This window comes from Lactobacillus sp. ESL0701 (genome assembly GCF_029433445.1).
In the GTDB taxonomy this organism is placed as follows: Bacteria; Bacillota; Bacilli; order Lactobacillales; family Lactobacillaceae; genus Lactobacillus.
This window is the reverse complement of sequence record NZ_JAQTIC010000003.1, coordinates 57,802-81,549: the sequence shown is the minus strand read 5'-3', so window position 1 is coordinate 81,549 and position 23,748 is coordinate 57,802. Positions and strand designations below refer to the sequence as shown.

The window sequence follows — 23,748 nt, the reverse complement described above, 5'->3', positions numbered from 1 at the left end:
AACAGGATTTTTATATGCCTTAATTAAATTTAATATGCCCGATGGCCCTTCTTATAAACAGCCTTATCTTCTTGGGCAACTGCCTTAATATCTGCTAACGGATCATTATCCAAAACCAAAAAGTCGGCGTATTTGCCAGCTGCTAACGTGCCGTATTCATCATCAATTTGCATCAACTTGGCTGAATTTACACTGGTTTGTAAAGCTTCAAAAGTACTAAAACCATCGTCAACCAACAGTTGCAATTCGACGGGAGTCTTCGAAAAGTCGTTAAAGGTGGTCCCAGCATCTGTTCCCAATGTGATTTTGACACCGCGATCCTTGGCATGAGCAATATTTTGGCATAAATCAGCTAACGCCTTCTTTGCCTTGTTCATTTCCCAATCTGGTGCAATCCCAGCTGCATATTCAGGAAAGGCCCATGCCGCAATAATTGTTGGTGTTAAGTAAGTTCCCTTTTCTAACATTAGATCAATGGCTTCATCATTAACGTAAAAGCCGTGTTCAATCGAATCGACGCCAGCTTCAATCGCGTTCATAATGCCAGCAATTCCTTCCGCATGAGCCGCAACCGTAATCCCTTTATGATGTGCCTCGTCAACCGCTGCCTTAATTTCAGCAACACTAAGTTGCGGATCATCCATAAAGTCACGCTCGGTCATAATCCCACCAGTGGTCATCACCTTGATTACTTTTGCACCGCGCTTTAAGCCTTGACGAACTGCCTTGCGCATCTCATCTGGTGAATCAACAACATAGCCAAAATTAGGAATATCCCCGTGACCGCCAGTCATTGAATACGGGCGTCCTGATGGCATCACGTCAGGCACATCTGTAATTTTTCCTTCATTAATCATCTGTGCAATTGTTAGATCAATGTCAAAAGTTGAGCCGCATTCACGCACGTATGTAACTCCAGACTTAAGCATTTCATGTAAATGCTTAACAGAATCAACCGTCGTTTCCACCACGTTAAAGTCAGTTACCCCACGTGGGTCAGTTGGATCCATCACCATGTGGTCATGACAATTAATCAATCCCGGCATAACATACTTACCCTGTAAATCGACTACTTTATCAGCTTGTGGTGCGTCGCCACTGCCCAAAGCCACAATTTTACCAGTTTGCTCATCAACTTCCAGCCAAGAATTTGCTTGAATGCTATCTTGCTCACCATCGAATAAATTTAAATTTTGGTATAGAACCTTCATGCTGTTCTCCTTTTTCTTTATTAAATACGTATATTTTATTCCCTTTTAAGTATGAGAACAACTCCAACATAAAAAACGCCTTTTTTAGAAAAAGACGTTTTTTAAAATTTAATATGCACGTTGACCCTTCTTATAAACAGCCTTATCTTCTTGAACAACTACGGTGATGTCAGCCAATGGATTTTCATCTAAAACCAAGAAGTCCGCATACTTATCAGCTTCTAACGTGCCATATTCATTGTCAATCTTCATCAACTTAGCATCATTGAGGCTTGTTTGCAAAGCTTCAAAGTTGGTAAACCCTTGCTCAACTAACAGCGGCAACTCTTGCGGTGTCATCGTGAAGTCATTGAACGGCGTTCCGGCATCTGTGCCTAATGTAATCTTAACGCCAGCATTTTTGGCCTTAGTAATATTGCCCCGCAGATCTTTCCAAGCGGCAGAAATTTTAGCCATTTCCCAGTCAGGAATCTTACCAGGAGCATATGCAATAAAGGCCCATGCACCAACAATTGTTGGCGTTAAGTATGTTCCTTTTTCTAGCATCAATTCAATTTCTTCATCATTAACATAAAAACCATGCTCAATCGAATCCACGCCAGCTTTAATCGCATTCAAAATTCCCGGATTACCTTCAGCGTGTGCCGCAACAATCAAGCCCTTGTGGTGTGCTTCCTCAACTGCCACATGCATTTCTGCTTCACTTAATTGCGGCTGGTCTAGTGCATCACTTTCAGTCATGACACCACCAGTTGCCATAATCTTAATTGCTTTTGCCCCTTCTTTAATTCCCTGACGAACGGCCTTGCGCATTTCATCAGGTGAATCAACCAAACGACCAAAGTTCGGCATGTCACCATGACCGCCAGTCATTGAAAAAGGATGACCTGCAGGCATAATTTCGGGTACCCGACTTAACTTACCTGCCCTAATTAATTTATCTAATTCAATATCGATATTATAAGTACTGCCGCATTCACGAATATAAGTAACGCCAGATTTTAACAAATCATGCAAATGCTGGACGGCACGGACAGTTGAGGGAACAACCCCAGCACTTGAACCACCATCAGGAGTTGTCGGATCCATAAAAATATGCGTATGACAATTCATTAATCCCGGCATAACATACTTGCCGCCCAAATCAACTGTCTTATCAGCTTGTGGCAGCTCACCAGAACCCACTTGGATAATTTTGCCCGTTTGGTTATCGACCAACAAGTAACTGCCTGCCTTAATTTCATTATCTTTGCCATTAAATAAATTAATATTGGTAAAAATTGTCTTACTCATCAAAATGCCTCCTATTTTGGCAATTAAAAAAGCACCCGTCCTAATTCAAGGACGAGTGCTCGTGTTACCACCTTTAATTTGTTTGCCATTTACACGACAAACCTCACTAGCTATCTGACAATAGCTTGCATTGATAACGGCTGCAGCACCGCTGCTGGCTAAATATCACCAGTAGTCACCAATTCAAAGCCCATGTTCACTATCACTAGCCTAACAACTTTCATCATAATGTCGTCTCGCTTTAAAGACACGCAAATAGCTACTCTGCTTCTCAAGATGTTCTTATTTATAATTAATTTATCATCATGATTTAATCATGTCAACCTAAAATTGCAAAAAGCTGAAGGGGAATTTAATCGCCAACTTAATTTTTTATATACAAAAAGTAGCTAAACCACACTAGGTCTAGCTACTTCCATAGTTGCTCAATCCGTGTTATCATATCAATGAAGATATTAATAATGATAGTGAAACGAAGCTATGAGATTGAACTTTTAGGCACTGCGTTCCGAGGTACATGCCAGTGTACCCCATAGCCAGTGCCAAACACCAAAAGGTTTGTCAAAATAAGACTTCCTTTCATGATAACCATAGGGTACATGATTTCTCATGTACCATTTTTATTATAACAAAAATAATAAACATCTGCTTTAGTGGCTGGTGTCTATTTTGTTTAATTCATTTTTTCATTCTGAGACAGATTACCCAATTAATCTTAAGTTATCAACAGCTGCAAATTTAATGATAACTTGTGATTTAGCCGTGATGTATTTTTTACGCTAACTCACAATTTATGTATAGATTGATATAAATATCTGTCTCAAAAACTTCAAGCCATAAAAAACGTCTTTTTACATTATAGTAAGAAGACGTTTTTACTTAATTAAGCTTAATATGCACGTTGGCCCTTCTTGTAAACAGCCTTGTCTTCTTGGGCAACGGCCTTAATGTCCTCCAGTGGATTGCCATCGAGTACCAAGAAGTCAGCGTACTTCCCCTCTGCCAAAGTGCCATATTCATCTTCAATCTTCATCAATTGTGCAGAATGGACACTGGTTCTCAAGGCTTCATAGTTAGTGAAGCCTTGTTCTGCCAACAGTTGCAATTCAACTGGCGTCATTGAAAAGTCATTAAATGGCGTTCCGGCATCAGTACCCAACGTAATCTTAACGCCGCGATCTTTGGCATGAGTAATATTTTTACGCAAGTCACCAAGTGCATCGCTAGCCTTCTTGATTTCCCAATCAGGAACCTTACCCTCAGCGTAAGTTGGAAAGGCCCAGTCAGCAACAACTGTTGGTGTTAAGTAAGTTCCCTGCTTGAGCATCAGGTCAATTTCTTCATCGTTAACGTAAAAACCATGCTCAATTGAATCAACGCCAGCCTTAATCGCATTCATAATACCTGGATTACCTTCGGCATGGGCAGCAACAATCAAACCCTTGTGGTGAGCTTCTTCAACTGCGGCATGAATTTCAGCGACACTCAATTGTGGATCGGTCATAAAGTCGTTCTTAGTCATAACACCACCGGTGGCCATGACCTTAATTGACTTAGCACCCTTCTTCAATCCTTGGCGAACCGCCTTACGCATTTCGTCTGGTGAATCAACTAAGTGACCAAAGTTTGGCATGTCGCCATGACCGCCAGTCATTGAATATGGTCGACCAGATGGCATAACCTCTGGTACCTTGGTAATTTTACCCTCATCAATCATGCGAGCAATTGTAATATCGACGTCATAAGTTGAACCACATTCACGAACGTAAGTAACGCCGGATTTCAGCATCGTGTGCAAGTTTTTGACAGAATTAACAGTCGTCCGGACAACATCAGTTGCCGTTCCACCAGTTGGGTCATCTGGATCCATAATCATGTGGTCGTGACAGTTAATTAACCCCGGCATGACGTATTTACCAGCTAGATCAACTGTCTTGTCGGCAGTAGGAGTAGCTCCTGTCCCAATTGCTGTAATCTTACCGGTTTCATCATCGACAACCAAATAACTACCAGCAGTAACTTTTTCTTGTTCACCATCATAAAGATTCATATTAGTATATGCAGTTTTAGTCATTTAAAAGACCTCCTAAAAATTATTTTTAATATTCTACTAACTTACCATTTTGATAAACTTGCTTATCTTCTTGAGCAACTGCCTTAATATCAACCAGTGGATTATCCTTCAAAACAAGGAAATCAGCCTTCTTGCCGGCAGTCAAAGTACCATAATCTTCACTAAGTTGAATCAATTCTGCGGCATACTTAGTTGCACCAAGTAAAGCTTGCAAAGGTGTTTCACCAGCTTCAACTAGCAATTCCATTTCTGTAGTTGTCCCATTATCAAAGCGGTTAAACGGAGTGCCGGCATCAGTACCAACAACAATTCTGACACCCTTCTCGATTGCCTTGCCAATATTCTTAAAGAAAATATCCTTAACTTCAATATCCTTTTTAATCATGTAATCGGGAATTGAGCCCTTTGGCGCATCAAAGATACATTGACAGGCATTCAAGGTTGGTACTAGACAGGTACCTTGCTTAATCATCAAATCCATCTGTTGCTCATCAACGTAGATCCCGTGTTCAATCGAATCAACACCAGCTTCAAGCGACAATTGGATGCCGCGATTGCCTTGGGCATGTGAAGCTACTGTCATGTGCTTAGAATGAGCTTCTTCAACTGCGGCGTTCAACTCTTCAGCGGTTAACTCAGTATCATCAACACGATCAGTTGGTGACATAACACCACCAGTCGCCATGACCTTGATATTCTTAGCACCATGCTTGAATTCTTCTCGCACGCTTTGGCGCATATCAGCAGCACAAGTAGTCAAATGACCCCAAACTTCCTTACCATCGTCACCTTCTGGGAAATCACCATGACCGCCCAAAATACTCATTGGTCTACCAGAAGGGACAATTTCTGGACCTTCAACTCTGCCTTGGTGCATTAACTTCATTAACTTAACGTCCGTATCACTAACCGCACCACAATCACGAATTGCCACGACACCGTTACGCAACAGAGTCTTCAAGTTTTTAATTGCATTGACGGTCGCTTCAGTTTCCGTTAAGTAAGCTGTGTGATTATCCATCGGATCCATCATAATATGAGTATGAGCATTAATTAACCCAGGCATGACATATTGCCCCTGCAAGTCTACTGTTTGATCGGCTTCAGGAGCAGTGCCTGTGCCACTAGCTCCAACTAAGCCTTCATCGTTTACTAATAACCAAGCATTATTTTGCATTTCCTCAGTTTCTGCATCGAATAAATTGCAGTTCGTGTATAAAGTTGTCATCTTCTACTCCTTACTTATTTTTTATTTATTTTTAATTTAATGAGTATATTCTATGATTATTTTTGATATTTGACAACACTATTTTTCTAAAAGTTGTTGCGAAATTTCAAAATCTCTTTTATAATCTATCTCATACAAATTTAATTTATTTTTTAGGAGTGATTAATTTATGAGTCCAGCAATGTATGCATCAATTTCGTTCGCAGTTGTTATGCTGTTTATTATGATTGGCGAGTGGGTTTCCTCACTAACTAATGCTTATGTACCATCTGTCTTTATTACGGCTGTCCTGTTCGCCGTCGGTTTTTGGACTTTCTTACCTAAAAACGTCGTTGCCAAGGCATCGTTTGGTCCTGACTTCGCTAACATTTGTATTTCATTATTGCTGGTTCACCTTGGTACTCTGATGAACTTAAAGGAATTAATCCAGCAATGGAAGGCAGTTTGCATCTCTTTATTAGGAGTTGCAGGAACACTCTTGTTAACCTTGACTATTGGTACTAAAATCTTTGACTGGCACACAGTTATCGCTGCTGTACCGCCATTAACCGGTGGACTTGTTTCCGCACTGCTCATGACTAACGGGTTAAAAGCCGCTGGCATCACGTCTTTAGTCGCACTGCCAATTGCTATGTTTGTTATGCACTCAGTTGTCGGTTATCCATTAACAGCTTGGATGCTTAAACGTGAAGGTCGCCGCGTTGCCGGTGAATACCACAAGGGTAATATTCAAGCACCAGTTTCTGTTGAAGAAGTTAAGAAAGAAAACGGCAAAAAAGGCGGCTTCAAATTACCGGCTGAATACCATACCGCTGCCTTCATCTTGGTTAAGGTCGCATTTGTTGCTTTACTAGCTAATTGGTTCTCTTCTTTCTTAAAGACGACCTTCAATTTTGACTTGAACGCTAACGTTGTTTGTTTAATCTTCGGTGTTATCGCCCACCAATTAGGCTTCTTGGAAGACAGCGCCTTAAACAAAGCTAATGTCTTCCAATGGTTAATGTATGGTCTGCTTGCTTATGTCTTTTCACAATTAAGCATCACGACACCACAGATTATTGGCAAAGTTTTCGTTCAAATCATTGTCTTAATGTTACTCGGATTATTAGGCATGTTCCTCGCATCTGCTATCTTGGCTAAGCCATTCGGCATGAGCCCAGAAATGGCCTTCGCTTGTTCATTAACCTCACTGTTTGGCTTCCCAGCTGACTATATTCTGACAACAGAAATTTGTCATAATGTTGCTAAAGATAAGGAAGAAGAAGCAGTCTTAGTTGACCAAATCTTACCTAAGATGCTGGTTGGCGGCTTCGCAACTGTATCCGTTGCTTCAGTTATTATTGCGTCAATTTTCTTAAAGCTACTGTAATTTTAAATAACACCAATTTATTAAAAAACGTCTTTCCACAATTAGTGAAAAGACGTTTTTGTTATGTCCATTAATATTCAACTTTGAAATGGTAAAACCCTGAACTCATCTGCTTTAATGTTGCAACTACAGACGTAGTATTGAGCCTTTTACCTGTTGTTAAAATCTGAAATTCACCATCAGCATCCATTAATCTAGCTGATGTCTGATGAAAACCATTCCGCTCATAAAAGTGCAACCGGCGGACACGCTGTGAATAATTCTTAGCAATTTTGGTCACTGGCTCAATGTCCAGCGTCAACTGCTTATCTGGAAACTTAACTTGAAGATGCTGCAAAATCTGCGTGCCATACCCTTGCCCGCGCAAGTCAGGATTAACCGCCAAGTAAAGCAGATAAACAGTTTGACTGCCGACAGCATAATATGCCATGCCGCAAAATTTACCATCATCATAGAGTGCTTGAAAATGCACATTCTTATGCAGTGCCATCAAATTAAGCTGCCATAATGGAAATCGTTCCCACTTGGGAAATGCTGATAAGTATAATCTCTTGGCTTCACGATAAGCTTGATTAGGACAAATAGCAGATTTGGAAATTAAAATAAATAGTCACCTTCACTAAGAAAATAATACTATTTAATAGTATAACCTACTTGGTCGGTAATGCCAGAGACTTCTGCAACTTTCGTCATAATAGCAAGAATATCACGAGCTGAATAATTAGTTTCAATTTTAAGACCATTTTTCAAGACTGATGGGCTACGTAGACTTGAAAATAACTTTTTCTGTAAACTTGGTTCTTGCTTGATCTGAGTTAAATTACGACTATCCTCATCCCAAAGATAATTAAGCAGCGTAATTAAAGCTGCGCGCCAAGATGTTACTGGATAACTTACACCATTAATAGTGAGCGAGGCAGGTTTTCTACCAGTAATATTAATTCCATCAGCAATATTATACTCGCCAGCTAATATCAGTTCAGTTTGCTTCTCGCTATAAATCTTCGGTTCAGGAAAAATACGTAATAATTCCACAATTAATGTTTTAGCTCTAGTAGTTATCGCTGTTTCATCCCACATAGAATAACTTTGCGCAACTTCACGAGTTAAATTAATGTTTGAATCACGGTAAAATTCTTTCTTTTCTGAAAAAGTCCGATTACTCATTTCTTGGTTATACTTAGTCAAAGTTAAATTGCCTAAACTGCCGCCATATTGTTCATTAACTCGATCCGCATTTGTGACCTGCAACCGCCAGTCAGTCGTTAAATGCTGCGGCATAATATGCTCAACTTGCGCATCATCAAAGTCAATTACTTCTTTAGTACGACTTTCTTCTAACATTACCAGAGTTAACTTAGCCATATTATTGCGCAACTTATATAGATTAGTAGTCATCAGACTAGCTTTGAGTTCACTATCACTTGGAAAAGTATTCTTTAAAAAAGTTAGTTCTCACTCCAATAAATGATCATCATCTTCACAAAGTGCAGCCACAATCTTATTTAGACCATTTGTTGGCCGACTGCAAATCTTAAGCCGAAACAAATAATTCTCAAGTACTGTTACAAGTTCAATAATTTGGTCTGAATCAGTTTCTTTATCTGCTAGCAATTTCAATAAATATGGATATAAAACTCTGCTATCCATAATGTTAATGTGTAATAAACTTTTATTTAATTTTGGTAATGCAGTATTTGCTTCTAATAATTGCTTGTAAAGTCTAGCAAAATTAGTTAGCTCACGTAAAGCACTTACGGCGTTTAACTGTTTATCATAAAAGAAGTTTTTGTAGGTAGGATAAACTCGATCTTTTTTAACCGTAGTGTGTGTCTGCATAATCAAATAATGCCGCAAAAATTCTGCAAAAGTTTTTGTTGAAAAGAGTGCTTCAATCTTTAACCAATATTCTTGATACAATTGCTGCTGCTCATCAATATCTAACCCCATTAACAAAAAGTTACGAACTAAATCTGAAGCTGATAAAGACTTCCCGGTTGAATTCAAGCTTTCAAAAATTTCTTGCGGATTTTCAACTTGGTTATTATTTAATTCAATCCATACCAACTCAAAGTGATTCATTGCTTCATATAATTCAGCAATCTTAATTGGGCTATTCTGCAGCTTTTGTTCAAAAAAGCGGTAATTTTCAATAATCTTAGATGGTTCATTAAATTCTATCAACTTGTTATTCATCACCGCATTGAAAGCAGAAATATCATGCTCAATCGGCTTAAATTTCAAATGATTGTTGGCAGTTAAATACTTATTGAATAAAAATTCCTCTTCAATTTCTTGGCAATGCTCCTCATCTTGATTAGCTATTGCCCTTAATAATAAAGTTAGGGTGGTCAGTCGCTGCTGTCCATCAATAATGCGATTAAGATGACTTAGATTCGAACCAGTCTCAGAAACATAAACAATCGTACCAATAAAATGATCGCGATTGTTCTGAGAGGCAAGCACAAGATCGTTAAAAAGCTGTTCACATTGTTCTTCGTCCCACTCGTAGTTTCGCTGAAAAACAGGAATTTCAAAAATAGTTTTGTTCTGTGATAAAAAATCAAATAAATGTGCAGTGTCAGCTTTCAATAATAAGACTCCTTAAATATAATTAAAATTAATTATATCATTAATTTTGTATAGCAAAAGCTGCGCTTGAAAATTGCGATAATGAATTAAATTTTATACTTTATTAGGCTTAAATCAAAAAGTACAAACGTGTTATAATTCAGTAATTACCTGTTATCAACAACATTTCAAGTTTAAAATCATCAACTAAATTACTCGTTTTCATAATCAAGGAATTAATAATATCAATTCTCAGATTATCTTATAAATTTCTTTATGACTTTCATTAATATGAAAACTTTATTTCCTTTAGAAAAAATTTTTTCAGGCTCTTTATAGAGGTTGTAGTAAAAATTTTTCAGCCACAGTAGTTTTTTAATTAATTATCCTAAAAGCTGCAAAATCTAAATTAGCACCTTATTTTTTTCTCCACACAAAAAATACTAATCTATTATTCTATTTTCTTGTCAACACCACTACTGCTTCGACATGTGGCGTCTGTGGGAACATATCAACTGGATCAATCCGGTTAAAGTCATAACCCAGTTTTTGGAATTCCTGCAAGTCACGCACAAGCGTGGCGGGGTTACAGGAGATATAAACAATCTTCTTCGGACCAGTCTTAACTGCGCCGGCAATAAATTCTGGTGTCAGGCCCTTTCTTGGGGGATCAACGAAAATCACATCGCTGGTAATACCCTTGTCGGCCCAACGCGGCATCAACTCTTCGGCCTTACCCACAAAATACTTGGCATTGTGAATGTCGTTCATTTCGGCATTATCATTGGCATCCTTAACGGCATCCCGCACAACTTCAATTCCACGCACACTCTTGACGTGCTTAGCAACGCTCAAACCAATTGTCCCAATACCAGAATAAGCATCAATCACCGTATCCGTTTCCTTTAAGTCAGCCTGCTTAATTGCCAAGTCATACAATCTTGGCGTTTGCAGCGAGTTAATTTGGAAGAAACTTTCCGGCGAAATTCTGAACTTAACATCACCAATTTGGTCAACAATCTGCGGCTTACCAAAGATTAAGTAGTCAGCTTTACCCAAAATAACATTGGTCTTCTTCGGATTGTAATTTAAGACTAGGCTAGTAACACCTTCGATTTTCTTAATTTCTGCGGCAATTTTTTCTAATTGAGGGAAATCCTTGTGCAGACAAACCAAGATGACCATGATTTCGCCATTAGCCTTGCTGCGGCGCACATCAAGGTAGCGCACCTCGCCCTTATTATGAATTTCATCATAAGCTGGGACTTTGCTGGCACGCAAAATGGCACGCACGGCAACCAAAACGCGATCAATCTCGGGATCAGTCGTAAAGAAATTAGTCAATGGCACCAAGTCATGTGAATGCCGTCTGAAAAAGCCAATCTCCAATTGGCCATTAACTGTTCGTACCGGCACCTGCGCCTTATTACGGTAACCTGTCTCTTCTGGGCTTGGCAAAGTCTGACCGACTTCCACATTGTCCAAATGAGCCTTTTGCAGTAAGTTAACGACCTGATTGCGCTTAAACTCCAGCTGCTTGTCATACTTAATGTGTGCTAATGATGCTAGGCCTGTTTGCACCCATTGATTAAGCTCAATATTTACTCGGTCGGGACTTTCCTTAATAATCTTTTCGATTTTAGCAAAAGCAAACCGCTTCTTGACCTTCAAAATTTTGGCACTGACTGTTTCACCCGGCAGCGCATTGGTCACGAAAATCGTCATGCCTTCATAATGCGCTACTCCCATTGCCTCGTAAGACAAGTCGGTAATTTCTAAGTCAATAATTTGATTTTTTTCCATTTTTCGTCCTTTTTTACAAACACTGATTAACATTTCTATTTTACAGGAAAATAGCAGAAAAGTATTGTCAAAAAGAATTCCTATAAAAATTCCACTTTAATAGTTTTACCCATTGCATGAGCAATCTTAGCTAATTTATCAAAAGTTACATTACCGCCGCTCTCAATCCTTGCGATTGTTGATTGCGGAACACCAGCCCGTTCCGCCAAATCTGCCTGTGTCAATCCTGCATCTTCTCTTGCATAATATAGTGCAATTGCGCTTGCAGAGCGCTCTTTTTCAGAATAATAGCCTTCTGCAAATTCAGGATCTTTTAATTTTTGTTTTAAAATATCGTCAATTTTCATTTTGTTCATACCATTCCTTTCTTAAACTAATCGCATGTTTAATTTCAAAAATAGGCGTTTTCTGAGTTTTTTTGGTAAAACCATGAGTAATAACATATCGTTCATCTTCAACATGAAAATATAGTGCTCTCTGAATGTTTTTTCCTACTTTACTTCGTAATTCATATAAATTCCTAGTGACGCCAATTTTTTTCACCCAATTCATCCTTTGTGCAACGAGCAGCCCCTGTTCTTCTGTATCCGTGATTACCTGTAATAGTTTTTGCTGATCTTTAATAGATAATTTATCTAGCCATTCGACAAATTCATCGTGACCATTAGGTCTCTGATATGATTCAAATTCTGGATTTTTCATAGTCTAATTATATCATTAATGCATTGTAAATTCACTTATATAATATTAAACAAATTTCCCCTATTTCTTCACTCTCTACACCAAATGTGTTACCGTATTATCTAACATCTAATAAAAAGAAAGGATGTCATTAAATGAATAATTTTGATACTAATCAGGGACGGCGGCAAATCCGCAGTATCTCTGATACCAACAGCTTTTTAACCAAAATGTACGCGTTAATGGGTGTCGCAGTGCTGGTTTCCGCTCTTGCCGCTTATTTAACAATGACCGTCTTTAGAAGTGCCGTCATGCAAATGCCAGTCGCAATGATGTGGCTCATTTTGCTGGTACCTTTCGCCTTATCGCTGGGAATCAGCTTTAAGGCCAACCGCAATCCTGCTGCTAGTTTCATTATGTTAATGATTTTAGCCGTCATTTATGGCTTCGAATTTGCCCTAATTGCCGGCTTTTACACGGGAACGCAGCTCACAACCGCGTTTGTTTCTTCAAGTGCGGTCTTCATTGCGATGGCTGCTTTTGGGACTTTTACCAAGAAAGATTTAACTAATTGGGGTTCCTATTTCAGCGCCGCTCTATTCGGCTTTTTCATCGCTTGGATTGTTAATATGTTTTTGCATAATCCAACGATTACCTACATCTTTTCCTTCATTGGCGTGATTATCTTTACCGGCTTAGTTGCCAGTGATGCCAACAAGATGAAGATGATTTACAACAATTATGGCAATCAGGTTTCAACTAATGGTCTGGCCATCTTAGGTGCCTTACAGCTCTACTTGGACTTCATTAACATTTTTCTGTTTATCCTCGAGATTTTCGGATACAGTAACAACAATAATTAACAGCATAATTTTACAAACAAAAACGCTAAGCTTTTCAGCTTAGCGTTTTTTGTCAGGTCTGAATAATTTTATTAAAAATTATTGACCTGCAAATATTGGTTGCGACCAATAATGTAATACTGTTTACCCTTAATTGTAACTGGGTCACCATAAACGGTTACCTGCTTACCCTTGGCGATAAGCTTATTGCCGATTTGCTTACCTGACCGATTGTAAATAGCGGCACTATGTGTCAGCTTCTGTTCAGTACCAATTATATTAGCAGCAGCTATATAGTATCCATTAGTCAACTTAGTAAACTCGCGACCATTAATGACTGTAGTTCCACTAACTTCAACAATTGAATTATCGGTTAGAACCACCTGGCTGACGCGTTCACCATGCTCATTATACAAATAAGCATTATGCATCAACAGTTTTTCGTTAGGTCCTAAAGTTGCTGGCTGACCTGATGGCTTAACAGCCGTTGCGGCATTGACATTAGCTGCCTTGATATATTCGCCAGCACCAATAATGTAGTATTGTTTACCAGCAATTTTAACTGGGCTGCCATAAATCGTAATTGCCTTGCCCTTCTTGAGAACCGACTTGGTACCAACACGCTTGCCAAAACGATTATAAACATAAGCATTATGGTTCAACTTAGCCGATTTACCAGTGACGTTAGTGTCAATTAGGTAGTATTCTTTGCCTTGATTATGTAAAATCAGGTAAGTTTGACCAGCGATTTCCTTAGTGCCATAGGTCTTAACTGTTGAACCAGCTTTCAGAACCCACTTATTAACTCGCTTGCCACTTTCATCATAAATATAAGCATTATGCAGCAGGGTTTGTTCTTTTTCCACATCATTAGCAGGTAAAGTTGGCGTCGGTGCTGAAATTGAGCCACTGTTATCACTATCATGCAAAACATGATCAATAGTTGGCTTATCAGTGTAATGCTTGATAATTTCATTAATTGCCTTATCACGGGCAGCAATCACACTTTCATGATCAGTTGCCGAGTTAATTGCGCCCTGATCCTTGATTGCTTCGTTTAATAGCTCATTAACCTTAGCTTTGAGCTTAGTCTTATCAGCTTGGCTGTAATCAGGATTACTATCAATAGCCTGATCAGCAGCATTTGCTGCATCCTGAACAGCTGCCGTAGCAATGTCACGCAGCCAGCTAACCAAGTTGTCATTAATATCATCACTGCTTGTAGTGTCATTTAAGTTATCTAGCGCTTTTTGCTTAGCAATGGCCAATTGAGTTGGACTAATTTTGCCTGTCGATAACTTATCCTTAGCTGTTGTATAGGCATCGCTAATCTTATTAATTGCATCCTGTCTAGCAGTAAGCAAATCTTTGCCACTAGTTAATGCATTTGCGACACCTGTACTATCTGTTGCAGCATCAATTTTATCTTGAGCAGCAGTCAGAGCAGCTTGCACTTTTTGTTTCTGTGCTTCCTTTTGCTCATCCGTCAAACTTGAATTATCGATTGCCGTATTGGCAGTATCAGCTGCTAACTGTAATTCTTGCTTAGCCTTGTTTTGAGCATCAAGAAGTGATGTATTAGCTGTCGCGTCATTAATTGCTGTCTTACCATTAGTCAATTCGGTTGCAACATCTTTACTATCAGTCGCAGCGTCTACCTTCCCTTGAGCAGTAGTCAAAGCGGCTTGCACTTTCTCCTTCTGTTCTGCCTTTTGCTCATCTGTCAAACTTGAATTATCAATTGCCGTATTGGCAGCATCAGCTGCGGCAGCCAAGTCTTGTTTGGCTTTACTCTTAGCTTGCTGTAAGTTAACTTTATCAACTATTAGACTAATATATTGCTTACCGTCTGTTAAAGCTGCTTGAATATCGTCACTAGTTGTAGCCTGGTTAATTTTATCCTGAGTGTCACTTACAGCAGCAGCAATATTACCTTTTTCTGTGGCTTTCTCCTCATCAGATAAGTTAGAATTATCAATTAAAGTCGTTGCTTCATCTGCAGCATTTTGCAAATCTTGAATAGCTTGATTCTTATCAAGTAAAAGTTCTGTATCCTTGGAAACATCGTAAATCTTTGTCTTGCCATCTGTCAAGGCAGTATTAACTCCATTTTGATCAGTTGCAGCATCTACCTTATCCTTAGCAGCAGCCAACGCTTCCTGAACTTTTTGCTTTTGTGCTGCCTTTTGCTCAGCCGTCAAAGCTGAATTATCAATTGCTGTATTGGCAGTATCTGCTTCTTGGTCCAACTTATTCTTAGCAGCAGCTTGGGAATGACTTAATGCTTGCGTATCATAAGCATTAATATCGCTCATGCCAGCTGTCATAATTTCATCAATCTTATCAGCCTTGCCGCTAACATCCCCATCGGGCTCAACAACCTCATTAATGGCATCCGTCGTCTTCTTGGCAGCAGCATCAATCTGCTCTTTCAAATTCGTCTTATCCGTCTGACTTAAAACATCATCCGGAATTTGATCGATCCTGTCTTTGGCTGCTTTAGCTGCATCATTAACCTTTTTAGCAGCAATCAGCTTATTCAAAGCAGTTCTACCGCGATCATAAGCTTCAACTGCTGATCCTAGATCAGTTGCACCAGCTAAGTCTTCAATTCCATTTTCCACTTCTGTAATTAAATCACTGTATTGCGTCTTCTCTTCATCAGTTAATGCCAAATCATCATAATCAGTTGCTAAATCCTTAGTATTAGTAATTTCATTAGCAAAATGGGGATGACTATTTCCTTTATTTAAAACCGCCTTAATCTTATCAATACCATCTGCCTTAGCACTATCAAGGGCAGCATCATCTGCTGCTTCAACTGACGCCTTAGCAGCATCATAAGAACTATTAATATCTGCAATGGCAGCTTGCTTTTGCTCTGATGTTAAGCTCGACTTATTAACAATTGCAATTGCCTTATCTTGCTCATCCTTAATAGCATCAAAGGCTGCACTCTTTTGACCGTCAAGTTGTGCGGCTCTAACAACATTATCAATATTCCACTCACCTGTACTCAATTCATTATCAGCAGCATTTGTATCAGTTGCCGCCGCAATCTTTGCCTTAGCAGTATCAAATGCAGCATCAACCAAGGCTTTTTGCTCTTGCTGCTTGTCTACTGGCAAGCCAGATTGTTCAATCTTTTGTTTTGCATCCGCAGCGTACTGTTCTAACTCCGCAATCTTATCAGCCTTATGATTCAACGTCTCTTGATCCGAAGCTGCACTAACAATCGCGGCAATCCCTGCTTCGCCAAAGTCAGCTGCACCATCTTGCACTGTTCCCTTTTCAGCATCAGAAATAGCAGTTGTCGCAGCCGTCAAATCAGCTGGCAGCGGATTAGCTGGCAACTGGACATTATTAATCTTGTCCACAGCCTTCTTTCTTGCGGCCTCAATTTGCGCTTCCAGCATTGCTTTTTGCTCAGCAGTTAAATTAGAAGCTTCTATTGCACCCTTACCATCTGGTCCAGCAGCGTAAGCATTAATCGCGGCAATTTGCTTATTTTTCTCAGCCGCTAATTGTGCCGGCAAAGTTGAATTAGTAATTGCGGTCTCGCCGGCTGTTTGCGCTGCAGTAATTCCAGCTTGGTCTGGTGCGGCATTAATTGCGGAAATAGCATCACTTAGGGCAGCATCAACGGCGGCGTTAGCTGCCGCAACTTCGCTCACGCTTAAGTATGGACTTGCGGCATCAGCTGGATTATTAGCTGCAGCGGCAATTTGAGCTTTAGTGTCTGCTGCTTTTTGCTTCAAAGCTTTAATCGCAGTATCCTTCTCATCATAAAGTTGGGAAATATTGGCAATTGTCGTTATGCCTTGATCTTTAGCAGCTGCCATATTGGTAATTGGGTCTGTTGTTTCCTTAGCATCCTTAATTTTATCAGCGGCCTTAACTCGTTCGGCTTCAATCGCCGCTTTCATCTGCTGCTTTTGTTCCGGCGTTGCCGATGACGCGTCAATTGCTTGATTTGCCTGATCCGCAGCAGCTTGTAAGGCTGCCAGGTCGGTATTCAAGGCTTCTTCTACATCTTTAGCAGAAGCAACTGCAGCAATATTTGTTGTCCCAGTAGCTGCAACCTGGGTTACCTCATCTGGAGTATTTGCCTGATTAATTGCCGTAATTGCATTGTCTAGGGCAGTTTGAACCTGCTCATTCAAGTCATTATATTGATCTTGATCTAGCTTTCCATCTTGATATGACTGGGCAATTTGCGCCTTTAAATCATCTGCCTGATTTTGCAAATTATTTTTGGCATTATTTGCCGCCTGCGTTAATTCTTCATCAGTGGCATGACCACTAATATTATTGATTGCTGTTTTACCTTCAGTTGCAGCTGCTGTAATCCCAGCCTCATCAGTTGCGGCATTAACCTTATTTTTGGCTTTTTCTAATTCGCTGGCAACTAAGCTCTTTAAGTTATCCTTCTTAGTTTGGTCCAAGTCTAGCTGGTCAATCGCTGCAGTCGCATCTTGAGCAGCTTGATCCAATTCTTTGTTAGCCGCATTCTTTTTGCCTTGCAAAGTTGCGGCAACTAAAGCTTCGTCAATCGCCAGAATTCCCGCACGCTCCTTAGCTGGAAGTGACGACTCATCTTGAGAGCCATTAATGGTAGCCACAGCATTGGTGTAAGCATCCTTAGCTTGCTTCTGATATTCTGCTATTTCATCAGCAGTTAAGTTAGGATTATTAGCAATTTGGTTTAAAATTCCCGGATTTTCAGGAGTGCCATCACCATTTAATTCCTTATCAAGAGCAGCAATTGCCTTATCCTTAGCTTCGTTCAAATCGGCTGCCGTCTTAACATTAGCAATTGCAGCCAAAGCCAATTGCTTTTGCTCATCAACTTCTGCAGAGGTAGTTGCCGCATCAATTGTATTATTAGCAGCTGTCTGAATTGATTCCGCCCGCTGTCTATCCTCTTCATTGAATTGAGCATTATCGATTGCGGCTTGAATTGCTTCCTTAGCTTGCCGCTTATTAGCAGCTAAACCAGCCTTAGCAACTTCTTGATAAATCGCTGTTTCACCTAGGTTTTCCGCAGCAGTAACTGCAGCTTCACTTGTTGCACCATTAATTGCGTTATGAGCAGTAGCAGCTGCTTCATCAATTGCGGCTTCACCAGCAGCAATTTCAGCAGCAGATAAGCCCCTAATTGAATCACGAAGCTGCTGCTTAGCAGTGGCAGCGGCATCAGCAATTTTTTGATTAGCAGCATCCTTAGCAGCAGTTAGGCTAGTTTCCTTTTCTGCTTCTAAAATTGCTGTCTCGCCTGCAGTTTCAGCAGTTTTAATATCAGCTAAATTATCTTTAGCCGCAATCTGCTGCTTACCATCATCACGAGCAGCGTTAATTGCGTTAATTGCTGTTTGTTTAGCATCAGCAGTCATTGCCGACGCATTAACGCGATCAACTGCATCTTGTGCTACTTGGTCAAGCTTATCTTGGTATTCCTTAATTAAACTGTCCAAATCACCAGCATTAACTAACACATTTTGCATGTTATCAATACCAGCATCCCGGTCACTGTTAACTTGAGCAATTGTTGCTGGTGCCGGATTATCAACCTTATTTAGAGCGGCATTATATGCACTTTCAACTTGAGCAATTAACGCTGCTTTCCCAGTACTATCAATATTAGTCTTTTGATTAATAGCCGCAATAACAGCATCATGTTTGGCTAGTAATGCTCTTTCAGCAGCAATTTGAGCTGACTTCAAATCAGCAGCTGCCTTAACTTGCAACATTGCATCCCGACCATTAGTTGCTGCTTGCGCAACTTCGTCTGTTGTCCCAGCCGCAGCGACATCAGCCTTTGCCTTGTCCAAAGCCGCATCAACTTGTGCTTGATAAGCTAACTTTTGGTTAGGTCCCAAATTACTATCCTGCTCAATATGCTCCTTAATTTCAGCAGCCAAATTATTTAAACCGATGGGATTACCCGTGTTGTCTAAGGCATTATCTTTGGCAGTCGTCAACTCTTGATTAGCATTGTCAGCAGCATCAGTCGCCACACCGTTCATCGCGTTAATTCCTGCAGTCTTATCAATTACGATTTGGTTAGTTGTGGTATCAGCCGTTACTTTTGCAACTGCATCATTGTAAAAGTCATCAATTCTGCCCTTTAATTCAGCTTGCTTAGCAGCATCAATCTTACCAGCTGCAAATAAATCATCAATTGCCTGCTTGTTAGTTGTCTGAGCAGTTGTTAATTCTTGCAATGCCTTGGCTTTAGCAGCCGCTAAATCAGCCGCCACTTCGATATTATTAATGTTGGTCTTACCAATTGTCTTAGCACTGGTTACATCATCTGTCGACGTAGCCGCGTTGATATTATTAGTTGCCGCAGTGACAGCTTGATCAATCTGACTCTTATAAGCTTCTTTTTCGCTTGCACTCAGTTGATCTGCTGGCAAGTTATCAATAGCTGTCTTAGCAGCCTGAGCAGCTTGTGTTAGTTCACTAATTGCTGCTGCTTGAGCAGATTGCAATGCCGTATTTTGCGTCGTCGCATTAGCGACAATTCCATTAATGCCATTTTCGGCAGCCACTTCCGCGTCATTAATTGCGTCTATCGAAGCTGCCGCGTTAATATTACTAATACCCTGATCAACCTGATTTTGAATATCATGCTTAAACTTGGTCTTGTCAGCAGCACTCAAACTAGTACCATCAATTTGCGCATTAGCAGCAGCTTGCGCAGCCTGCAATTTGGCAATTGCATTATTTCTTTCAGAAGCTAATGTCTGGTCTGTAAGTAAATTATTCAATGCAGTCAGACCAGCAGTAGTTAACGTATTAACCTCATCCTGACTAGTTGCTTGATCAATTTGATCTTGATAACCAGTATGATCGTCATTAGTCAACAGATCCTTGACTGCCTGAATCTGTTTGTCACGTTCGCCAGCACTCAAGCCGGATAAATTATTAATTTGGTTTTCAATTTCCAGTGCCTTTTGTTCAAGTTGTGCTTTAGCACCAACACGATCAATGGCAACTATACCAGCAGTCTGCACTTCTGCTAAATTATCATTAGTTGTCGAATCAGCAGTTATGTTATCAATTCCTGTTGCTAGTGCGGCATCAATATCAGTATTAATTTGGTCAGTAAGTGTGCTATTACCTGGATACATTGCAGCATATTTTGCCTTTTCACTAGCAGCCTCATTTTGCAGTGCAATTAACGCATTCAGTTTATCAATGGCAGTTTGAGCAGCTTCTTTTTTAGCTACCATATCATCTTCATCACTAGCTGTGCCTATTGCCGTTATTGCATCTTGGGCAGCGGTCAACGCATCCTGTACCTTCTGGTTAGAACTACTTTCTAGTTGCGACTTAGCCGTATCGTAAGCCGATTGTAATCCACTAGTTGCAGCCGCATTAAATCCATTAACAATTTGATCTAAGGCGGCTTTACCTGCAGCTAAATCACTGGTACCGGCATCAATTTGCGCTTCATAGTTTGCTGACTCACTCTCAAGCTGGTCAGCCAAACTTGGATAATTTTGCTTCAAGGTATTCTTATACTTACGCAAGTCTGAAATCGTGTTAGCCGTCGCAAAAACTTTATCTGTATCATTCTTGGCTGTTTGATAAGCTGTGCCGGCTGCATCCAGGTCAGCAGCTGAATCAATGGCAGTTTTACCAGCGGCAGCCGCAGATACTAATTCGGTTTGATACTTCTCTTTTTGCTCTGATGATAAGGCTAAGACATTCGTAATTTGGTGCTTATTATTAGTCGTTGTAGTTGCAATATTGTCTTCTGCCTTGGTCTTGAATGAAGCCAAAATATTATCTTTAGCTGCTGTCAGCGCAGCGTTAATCTCATCACTAGTGCTATTCTCATCATCAAAGACACCATTAGCGGCATTTACCAAATCAGCAATGTCAGAATCATCTGTCGTGCCTAAATATTGGTTAGCTTTTTGCGCATACGCAGCTAATTCAGCTTTAGCGGCATTCCTTAATTCGTCTACATTAGCTTTCTCAGCCTTACTTACTTCATCATTGATTCCCGCAATTGCTGCATCACGCCGGTTAACTATTTCCGCGCTATCAGTTGTCCCATAAACAGAATCGGCTGAAGTCGGATTATTAGTTGTTGACTTAGTCACCCAGTCATCAATTGCATCAATATATGGTTGTGCCTTAGCTGTATCTGAACCAAATAAATCAGTCAACTTTTGCTTAGCAGCAGTCGCTGCAGCATTAATTTCTCTGACTGCATCCTCTTGCTTTTTAACTGCAATTTCACTAGCAGAATATAATTTTGCCGATTGAGGATTTTGTGGATCTTCCAGTGATGGGTCACCTTGAACAAAATTCTTGGTCGCTGTTAATGTCACCACACTGCCGGTCGCGATACTAGCAAGTTGAGCTTTAGGTACAGTGATCGTAAACTTGAATTTACCTTGATGGGCACCGCTAGTTTCCGCACTATCAGCAGAAATAGCCGCATACTTAATATTTTGTGCTGCTTCTTTATAATATGGACTAGTTATATTGCCCAAGCGGCTATTATCTGGCATTACAGCAGAAATATAGGCGCCGCCCTCATTAACATAACCAGTGATTACTTCATTATCGCCATCATCAATGATAATATCATCATCACTAATCGGATCAATTGCTAAAAAGCCATCATTAGCACTAACAAATTCAAGTACCGCCACATCTTTGCCATTAATTAGTGCAATTGCTGCTGTTTCATCACTTGGACTAATTCCTTCAATCGCTGTATTAATCGTTGACAAGGTACCATTGCTATTACCCTTAAAGCCAAAAGTTCTAAAGGCGTTCGACGTACTTGTTCCTGGTTGTTTTAACCTAACGCTATTAAGCGTAAAGTTACCAGTCGACAGAATATTAGCCACAGAATTGCCACCAGTATCTAGCAAAAAGTCCTGGGGATTATTAATTTGCGTATTTGAACTAGGGTTAAGTAAAGTCAATTTGCCAGTCCCTGGGTTATCAGTTAACTGAATTTTGAAGTTACTACCAGTAATGTCTGACGAACCACCAATATTCATTAATGTTCCGGCAAAATTACCCATATTTTTCCCGGTAATATTAAAGTTAGCTGCCTTGCCAACTGTTAAATTACCACCAATATTAACTAAAACATTGGCTGGCCCCTTGCCAGTACGATCACTAATGTTACCGTTAGTTACGACATTTAAACTGCCGCCATCGCCAACTGTTAAGCTTGAACCACTATCGGATAAGTTAATTGCCTTGGCTTTACGGTTATTAATCGTACCTGTATAGTCAGTCGTCCCCCCGACATTAATGTTGACAGTGCCGCCAGTTTGAATATTAACGGAACCTTGTCCACTATAAATAACAATCCCATTAGCAGAATTAGTATTTTCAATTATATTTGGACTGTCTGGCATATCACCGCCCTTAGGATTTAAGGTTACGACCGCACCAGTTTTAACAATAACTTGATTATCATTGGCTAAAGAAATGCCGTCAATTGTATCTGCACCAGTCTTACCGCCAGACATTTCAACTACATTGCCGCTGTATGTCGTCCCCGTAAATTGAGCACCATTTTCAAAAATTAACCGCCCACCTTCTTTAGTAAACTCAAACAGCTGCTGAATAGTTGATTGTGTTGTTGATGTGCCAAAGACATTAGTATATGTTTTGACTGTTTGGGCGGTATTAGTACCATAAAAATGAATTTCTGTATGTTCACCAACAAACATCATCTGTGAACCAATAAAGTTAACATTCTTAAAATTGACAATTGCCCGCTTATTACTGCCAGTTTGCATTAAGCCATAATACGTACAACTATAAATATCAAGATTTTCATAAGTTATATTAACTTTAGTTGTCGACGACTTATCACGTGGACGATATCTTTGAAAGTCAATGATATAACGATTATCTGCCGCAGACTTGATTACTAAGTCTCTAGTTTTCACTTCTACGTCGGCATCACTAGTTCCCGCCTTAATATTATTAATAATATTAATTTCGTGGATATTAATATTAGAAAAAGCATCAGTTAGCCCTTTCCACGAGCCAACATTAACTGAAGATTCAGTAGTAGTTGCCAAATTAGGTGTTTCCACTAAGTCTTGGGTCTGCGGCTTTTGCTGCTGAGTAACAGTAGCTGGAGAATTATCACCAGTTGTAATATTAGCTGCGGCATCATTAGCATCCGCCTGGTGACCATTCTCATCTGGTTTAGCTGCAGGCTGACGATTATCTTGGTCTTGGTCGGGTTTTGCAGGTTCAGCTTGATGATCATCAGTCTTATCAGATGATGACTGATGATCTTGATCCGGAGTTTTAGCGGTTGAATCCGTCTTGGTATCTTCAGGCGAATCATCTCTTAAAAAGGATTTTAAGCCAGCATAAGTTGATAACTTATCATTGTTAGGTATATCGGCCTTAATCGTTGAAGTTTGGTCAGTTTCATCAGTCAATTGCTTAGTTTGAGTTTGGCTTTGGTCTGACTGCAATGTATCAGCTTTAGCAGTTTGTCCCTTAACACCCATAAAGGTAAAGCCTAGTAGAACTGATGCAACACCAATTGTTAGTTTTCTAATCGAAAAACGATCCTTTTTTGATTCCAGGTTCATTTTCCGTAATCTTTCTTTAAAATTATTTTTTCCTAACATTTTCTGCTCCTATATCAGATATATAAAAATATATAT

13 protein-coding genes and 1 other annotated feature are annotated in these 23,748 nt (G+C 39.8%); of the genes, 2 read left to right on the top strand and 11 right to left on the bottom strand.

Annotated features, from left to right (window positions below):
- Window positions 1-29: 29 nt before the first annotated feature.
- The 4 genes from PT281_RS03320 to PT281_RS03305 all read right to left on the bottom strand — a co-directional run bounded on the left by PT281_RS03320 (window position 30) and on the right by PT281_RS03305 (window position 5,806).
- Entirely contained in the window at window positions 30-1,211 is a 1,182-nt protein-coding gene (locus PT281_RS03320; RefSeq protein WP_277151998.1) for an amidohydrolase family protein, read from the bottom strand.
- Between the two features lie 108 nt (window positions 1,212-1,319).
- Window positions 1,320-2,504, bottom strand: a complete 1,185-nt coding sequence (locus PT281_RS03315) for an amidohydrolase family protein (protein ID WP_277151997.1) — start codon at window positions 2,502-2,504, stop codon at window positions 1,320-1,322.
- Window positions 2,505-2,548: 44 nt separating this feature from the next.
- Window positions 2,549-2,788: a binding site (T-box leader), on the bottom strand.
- Window positions 2,789-3,393: 605 nt separating this feature from the next.
- The gene (locus PT281_RS03310) at window positions 3,394-4,578 is read right to left on the bottom strand and encodes an amidohydrolase family protein (RefSeq protein ID WP_277151995.1); all 1,185 of its coding nucleotides are present in this window, start codon (window positions 4,576-4,578) and stop codon (window positions 3,394-3,396) included.
- 25 nt (window positions 4,579-4,603) lie between these two features.
- Window positions 4,604-5,806: an amidohydrolase family protein gene (locus PT281_RS03305; protein ID WP_277151994.1), complete on the bottom strand. Its 1,203-nt coding sequence runs from the start codon at window positions 5,804-5,806 to the stop codon at window positions 4,604-4,606.
- A 181-nt stretch (window positions 5,807-5,987) separates the two neighbouring features.
- Here PT281_RS03305 and PT281_RS03300 point away from each other — a divergent pair, with 181 nt between their 5' ends.
- Window positions 5,988-7,175 (top strand): hypothetical protein, encoded by a 1,188-nt coding sequence (locus tag PT281_RS03300; protein WP_277152251.1) that lies wholly within the window; start codon window positions 5,988-5,990, stop codon window positions 7,173-7,175.
- A gap of 70 nt (window positions 7,176-7,245) precedes the next feature.
- On the opposite strand, the gene PT281_RS03295 is transcribed toward PT281_RS03300, so the two are convergent.
- The 6 genes from PT281_RS03295 to PT281_RS03270 all read right to left on the bottom strand — a co-directional run bounded on the left by PT281_RS03295 (window position 7,246) and on the right by PT281_RS03270 (window position 12,251).
- Window positions 7,246-7,758 carry a GNAT family N-acetyltransferase gene (locus PT281_RS03295; RefSeq protein WP_277152249.1) on the bottom strand — a complete coding sequence of 171 codons (513 nt, stop codon included), beginning with the start codon at window positions 7,756-7,758 and terminating at the stop codon, window positions 7,246-7,248.
- Window positions 7,759-7,808: 50 nt separating this feature from the next.
- Window positions 7,809-8,573 (bottom strand): HNH endonuclease family protein, encoded by a 765-nt coding sequence (locus PT281_RS03290; RefSeq protein WP_277151992.1) that lies wholly within the window; start codon window positions 8,571-8,573, stop codon window positions 7,809-7,811.
- A 57-nt stretch (window positions 8,574-8,630) separates the two neighbouring features.
- Window positions 8,631-9,767: a DUF262 domain-containing protein gene (locus tag PT281_RS03285; protein WP_277151990.1), complete on the bottom strand. Its 1,137-nt coding sequence runs from the start codon at window positions 9,765-9,767 to the stop codon at window positions 8,631-8,633.
- Window positions 9,768-10,202: 435 nt separating this feature from the next.
- Window positions 10,203-11,549, bottom strand: a complete 1,347-nt coding sequence (gene rlmD, locus PT281_RS03280) for a 23S rRNA (uracil(1939)-C(5))-methyltransferase RlmD (RefSeq protein WP_277151988.1) — start codon at window positions 11,547-11,549, stop codon at window positions 10,203-10,205.
- 80 nt (window positions 11,550-11,629) lie between these two features.
- Complete coding sequence (locus PT281_RS03275) at window positions 11,630-11,896, bottom strand: helix-turn-helix transcriptional regulator (protein WP_277131107.1); 267 nt, start codon at window positions 11,894-11,896, stop codon at window positions 11,630-11,632.
- A complete protein-coding gene (locus tag PT281_RS03270; RefSeq protein ID WP_277151986.1) occupies window positions 11,886-12,251 on the bottom strand; it encodes a type II toxin-antitoxin system RelE/ParE family toxin in 366 nt (121 codons plus the stop codon). The genes PT281_RS03275 and PT281_RS03270 overlap by 11 nt, the downstream gene beginning before the upstream one ends.
- A gap of 134 nt (window positions 12,252-12,385) precedes the next feature.
- On the opposite strand from PT281_RS03270, the gene PT281_RS03265 reads away from it, so the two are divergent.
- Window positions 12,386-13,093, top strand: coding sequence for a Bax inhibitor-1/YccA family protein (locus tag PT281_RS03265; protein WP_277151984.1), 708 nt, complete (start codon window positions 12,386-12,388; stop codon window positions 13,091-13,093).
- Window positions 13,094-13,164: 71 nt separating this feature from the next.
- Here the strand turns inward: PT281_RS03265 and PT281_RS03260 are convergent, their stop codons facing one another.
- Window positions 13,165-23,673, bottom strand: coding sequence for a DUF1542 domain-containing protein (locus PT281_RS03260; RefSeq protein WP_277151982.1), 10,509 nt, complete (start codon window positions 23,671-23,673; stop codon window positions 13,165-13,167).
- Window positions 23,674-23,748 lie beyond the last annotated feature (75 nt).

Excerpts from the sequence above, each read along its gene's own strand:
- PT281_RS03300 (WP_277152251.1), top strand. The coding sequence starts at position 5,988 with ATGTATGCATCAATTTCGTTCGCAGTTGTTATGCTGTTTATTATGATT.
- PT281_RS03270 (WP_277151986.1), bottom strand. The coding sequence starts at position 12,251 with ATGAAAAATCCAGAATTTGAATCATATCAGAGACCTAATGGTCACGAT.
- PT281_RS03260 (WP_277151982.1), bottom strand. The coding sequence starts at position 23,673 with ATGAACCTGGAATCAAAAAAGGATCGTTTTTCGATTAGAAAACTAACA.
- PT281_RS03320 (WP_277151998.1), bottom strand. The coding sequence starts at position 1,211 with ATGAAGGTTCTATACCAAAATTTAAATTTATTCGATGGTGAGCAAGAT.
- PT281_RS03275 (WP_277131107.1), bottom strand. The coding sequence starts at position 11,896 with ATGAAAATTGACGATATTTTAAAACAAAAATTAAAAGATCCTGAATTT.
- PT281_RS03265 (WP_277151984.1), top strand. The coding sequence starts at position 12,386 with ATGAATAATTTTGATACTAATCAGGGACGGCGGCAAATCCGCAGTATC.
- PT281_RS03290 (WP_277151992.1), bottom strand. The coding sequence starts at position 8,573 with ATGACTACTAATCTATATAAGTTGCGCAATAATATGGCTAAGTTAACT.
- rlmD (WP_277151988.1), bottom strand. The coding sequence starts at position 11,549 with ATGGAAAAAAATCAAATTATTGACTTAGAAATTACCGACTTGTCTTAC.
- PT281_RS03315 (WP_277151997.1), bottom strand. The coding sequence starts at position 2,504 with ATGAGTAAGACAATTTTTACCAATATTAATTTATTTAATGGCAAAGAT.
- PT281_RS03305 (WP_277151994.1), bottom strand. The coding sequence starts at position 5,806 with ATGACAACTTTATACACGAACTGCAATTTATTCGATGCAGAAACTGAG.
- PT281_RS03310 (WP_277151995.1), bottom strand. The coding sequence starts at position 4,578 with ATGACTAAAACTGCATATACTAATATGAATCTTTATGATGGTGAACAA.